The organism is Solidesulfovibrio aerotolerans (assembly GCF_009856865.1).
Classification (GTDB): Bacteria; Desulfobacterota; Desulfovibrionia; order Desulfovibrionales; family Desulfovibrionaceae; genus Solidesulfovibrio; species Solidesulfovibrio aerotolerans.
In genome coordinates this window covers 1-4,199 of sequence record NZ_WVUD01000092.1, presented here as the reverse complement: position 1 = coordinate 4,199, position 4,199 = coordinate 1, and the positions used below count along the sequence as shown (strand labels likewise).

1 protein-coding gene and 1 pseudogene are annotated in these 4,199 nt (G+C 60.6%); both read right to left on the bottom strand.

Features of this window, described 5'->3' with window-relative positions:
• Window positions 1-713: 713 nt before the first annotated feature.
• Window positions 714-1,439 carry a 4Fe-4S dicluster domain-containing protein gene (locus GTA51_RS20035; protein WP_160964256.1) on the bottom strand — a complete coding sequence of 242 codons (726 nt, stop codon included), beginning with the start codon at window positions 1,437-1,439 and terminating at the stop codon, window positions 714-716.
• A 150-nt stretch (window positions 1,440-1,589) separates the two neighbouring features.
• A pseudogene (fdnG, locus tag GTA51_RS20030) lies at window positions 1,590-4,078 on the bottom strand (formate dehydrogenase-N subunit alpha); the annotation flags it as partial.
• Window positions 4,079-4,199: the final 121 nt, after the last annotated feature.

Here is a 4,199-nt window from a genome sequence, read left to right as displayed (position 1 = left end):
ACTACCGATGCCCAACGCAAGGCCCTCCTGCCACAACATCTCGATCCCTGCTCCCTGATCATCCCTGCCTGAGCTTCTGCCGCTTCCTGCTCGCCCTGACAAGACGCGTCTTATTGAGCGCTTACGGAGAACCGGAAATGTCCCAGCGAGGAGCGATTTTGTCCAAGGGGCGGTAGTTATTTTGCTGAAAAATCAAAATATTACAATATATTAAAAATTAAATCGCGGCCTTCTAAGCAGACGGCCACAGGTTCGAATCCTGTCGGGCGCACCAGAATAAAATCAAGGGGTTAGGCCATGTTTGGCTTGACCCCTTTTATCATGTGGATAACCGGGCTGGATAACATCTTGCCCAACCATACTGTTTTACAAGGGAATTTTGGATAACATTCGGGCAGATGCTGTCCCGCGCATAGGCAGATGGCTGGGTAAACGGCCCGGGATAGCGGGCGTTTCTGATCGGACTGCGCTAAGCGGGTATGCATTTTGGGCAAACGGTCCCTAGTTTGGCCTGTCACGCGCATGGGCAGGCGGCGGGCTTTGAAGAGAGTGCGGGAAGGCGAACAGGGGGCAGAAAGAGGCGAACGCCCCGCCTGACAGGTTGGAGGCGTCATTTGCGTCATGCCCTTGCCCGGGGGCAACCAAGGGGCGATGGCAAAAAAGGGGCCTGTCCGGCAGAACAAGCCCCGCATCCCCCTTTGCTACGAGGACGGTCAGCCTCGCAACTGGCGCAAAGGCCCAAGGAACTTGTTTAATGCGGCAAACCTTGTGTACATTCTCGGTCCGCCGGCATCGGCCATGAACTTGTAATAGGTCTTGGGTTCCATTGCAGCCAGATAGATCACCCGCACCTGCTCCATATCCACCAGTTTGGCTTTGGGCTTGGCCTTTTGCACCTCGGCCAGACGCGTGCCTGCGAGGTGCAGCATCTCTTCCCGGTCGCCGAAGTTCATGGTCCCGGTGGGACAGCTCTTCACGCAGGCCGGGAGCATCCCGCCGCGCACCCGGTCGATGCACATGTCGCATTTGCTGATGCGCTTGGTGGCCGCGTCCTGCCTCGGGATATCGTAAGGGCAGGAGCTACGGATGAAATCGAAGTCCAGTTCACTGGTCTTGTCCGTGTAGATGACCGCCCCGGTGTCGGCGTCTTGTAAGATCGCGTCCCCGTTTCCAGAGGATTCAGCCGCCATCTTGCACGGTGCATCCACACAGTGGCGGCACTGTTCGGGGAAAAAGAGCCAGGAGAAGTCGTCGCCGTCCCCGGACTCCGTGAAACGCACCAGACGGATCGTGGTGTACGACAGGTCGGGCGGATTCTGATGGCTGCCGAGTTGGCGCGTCTTTTCCGCAGGCAGTTGCTTCCATTGCTTGCAGGCCACCTGGCAGCCCCGGCAGGCGGTGCATTTCGTCAAATCCACGAAAAACGACTTTCCAGACATGGTCAGTCTCCTTTCCAGGCGGCGCGGCTCCACGGCACGCTTCCCGGCTTACGGCCGGAAGGGGAGGAGTCCGGGCGCGCTTGGTGATGCGCGTCTCTGGTTGTCAGGAGGCCAAGGCCTGCTGTCATTCAAACCCCAGGCACTTTTGGCCTAAGCCTTGGCCACGTTGACCATAAACGCCTTGCTCTCCGGGATGCCGGTATTGGCGTCGCCCACCGACGGGGTGAGCAGGTTGGCCGAATCGCCGCCTTCGGCCGGCCAGACCCAGCCGTAATGCCAGGGGATGGCTACCTGATGGGTGACCTTGCCCAGGATAGTCATGGGTTTCATGCGGTTGGTGACCATGGCGATGGCCCACAGCGTGCCACGCTTGTTTTTAAGGATCACCTTGTCGCCGTTTTGGATGCCGCGTTCCTTGGCCAGATCGAAACTCATCTCGCAAAACATCTGCGGTTCAGTTTCGAGGAGCCACGGCGTCCAGCGGGTCATGAGGCCCGTTTGCCAGTGCTCGGTGACGCGGATGCTCGTGCACACGATGGGGAAGTTCGGGTCGGCCACGCTGCGACTGGCCTCTTCGCCAGGGAAGATGAGCGCCGCCGGGTTGCTGCGCTGCTTGGAGAAGGGATGCGCGGCAATGGGGCCTTCCATGGGCTCGTAGTGCTCCGGGAAGGGGCCGTCGTTGAGGCCAGCCCGTATATCGCACCCATGCCATGCTGCTGCATGATAAACGGATGGATGGTGCCCGGCGCACCGTTGCCGTCCGGGATGTCGCCCACCCATTTCTTGCCGGCTTCGTCCCAGGCCATGACCGCCTTTTGCGGCTGGTAGGGCACGCCCTTGGCGTTGACGCCGGCCCGGTTGTAGAGCACCCGCCGATTGACCGGCCAGGCCCAGGTCCAATTGGGGAACAGCCCGACCTTGGCTTGTTCCGGGGTCTGCTCCAGGGACTGGCGGGCGGCCTTGTTGCCCTTGACCGGATCGGTGTCGGTGTAGGAACCGCAGTAAATCCAGTCACCGCTGACCGTGGAGCCGTCGTCCTTGAGATTGGCAAAGCTCGCAACCTGAGTCCCCGCCTTATAGACCACGTCCGCGCCGTCCGGCCCCTTGCCCGTAACGTCTTTGAGGTAGTAGCCATTGATCATCCGGGCCACCTTGTGCGGCTCGAACACATGGCCGTTGCCCCAGTCCTTGATGTTGGCCCCAAGAATCGGTTCCGGGAAAGCGCCCTTGCTTTTCCTGTAGGCGTCCCGCACAGCCAGGAACAGTTCGTAGACAATGTCGCCGTCGGGTTTGGACTGGCCCAGGGGCTTTGGCCCCTGGTAGCGCCACTGCATCCAGCGGCCGGAGTTGGTGATGGAGCCTTCCTTCTCCGTGGAGACGCAGGCCGGCAGCATGAAGACCTCTGTTTTGATCTTTTTGGGGTCCATGCCCGGCCCCTTCCAGAACGAGCCGGTTTCGTTGTCGAACAGGTTGACGTTGACCATCCAGTCGAGCTTGGTCAGGGCGTCGCGGGTCTTGTTGGAGTTGGCTCCGCTGGCGGCCGGATTCATGCCCCAGGCGAAAAATCCCTTGAATTTGCCCTTGCGCATCTGGTCAAAGAGCGTGAGCCAGGAGGCGTCCTGGCCGACGTCGAGCTTGGGCAGCCAGTCGTAAGCGGTGGCCGGTTCGGCCTCCTGGTACATGGCTCTCATGAGGCTCGTCATGTACTTGGGCTGGTGCTGTTTCCAGTTGAGGCTCTTGGGATCGCCGGATTTGGGGGTGATGCCGGCGAGGTAATCGGCGTAGGCTTTCTGGTTGGCCCGGGGCGTGGGCAGGTAACCGGGCAGAATATGGAAGAGCAGGCCCTGGTCCGTGGACCCCTGGACGTTGGATTCGCCGCGCAGGGCGTTGACCCCGCCGCCAGCCACGCCGATGTTGCCGAGAAGCAGTTGGATCATGGCCATGGTGCGGATGTTTTGTACGCCCACCGTGTGCTGGGTCCAGCCCATGGCATAGAGGATGGTGCCGGACTTTTCGGCCGCAGCGGTCGCGCCGTAGGTCTTATAGACTTCGACCAGCTTGTCTTCCGGTGTGCCCGTGACGCTGGAAACGGTCTTGAGGTCGTAGCGGGCGTAATGGGCCTTTAACAGCGACAGCACGCAACGCGGGTCCGTCAGGGTCAGATCGCGTTTGGGCACCCCGTTTTCATCCAGCACAAAGGCCCACTTGCTCTTGTCGTACTTGCGGGCGGCCGGGTCAAAGCCGGAGAAGAGTCCCTCGCTGAAGGCAAATTCCGGCGCAACGAGGAAGGACGCGTTGGTGTACTCGGTGACGTACTCCTTGAAAAACAGATCATTTTCCAGGAGGTATTTGATCATGCCGCCCAGGAAGGGGATGTCCGTACCGGAACGCAGCCGGGCGTAAATATCGGCTTTGGCCGAAGTGCGGGTGAAGCGCGGGTCCACGTGGATGAGCTTGGCCCCTTTCTCCATGGCCTTGACCACCCAGCCAAAGCCCACGGGGTGGGTTTCCGCCGAGTTGCCGCCCATGATCAGCACGCAGTCAGCGTTGCCGATGTCGATCCAATGGTTGGTCATGGCCCCGCGGCCGAAGGATTCGGCCAGGGCCGGCACGGTGGAACTGTGGCAAATGCGGGTTCTTCGACGCTTGAAATGGAATTGACCTTATCCTCAGGCGAGGGGTAGCGACCCTCTCGGAGGGCCAGAATGCGTACCGAAGACATCTTCGCCCTGGGACTGGGTCTGACTCCCCCCTGGCAGG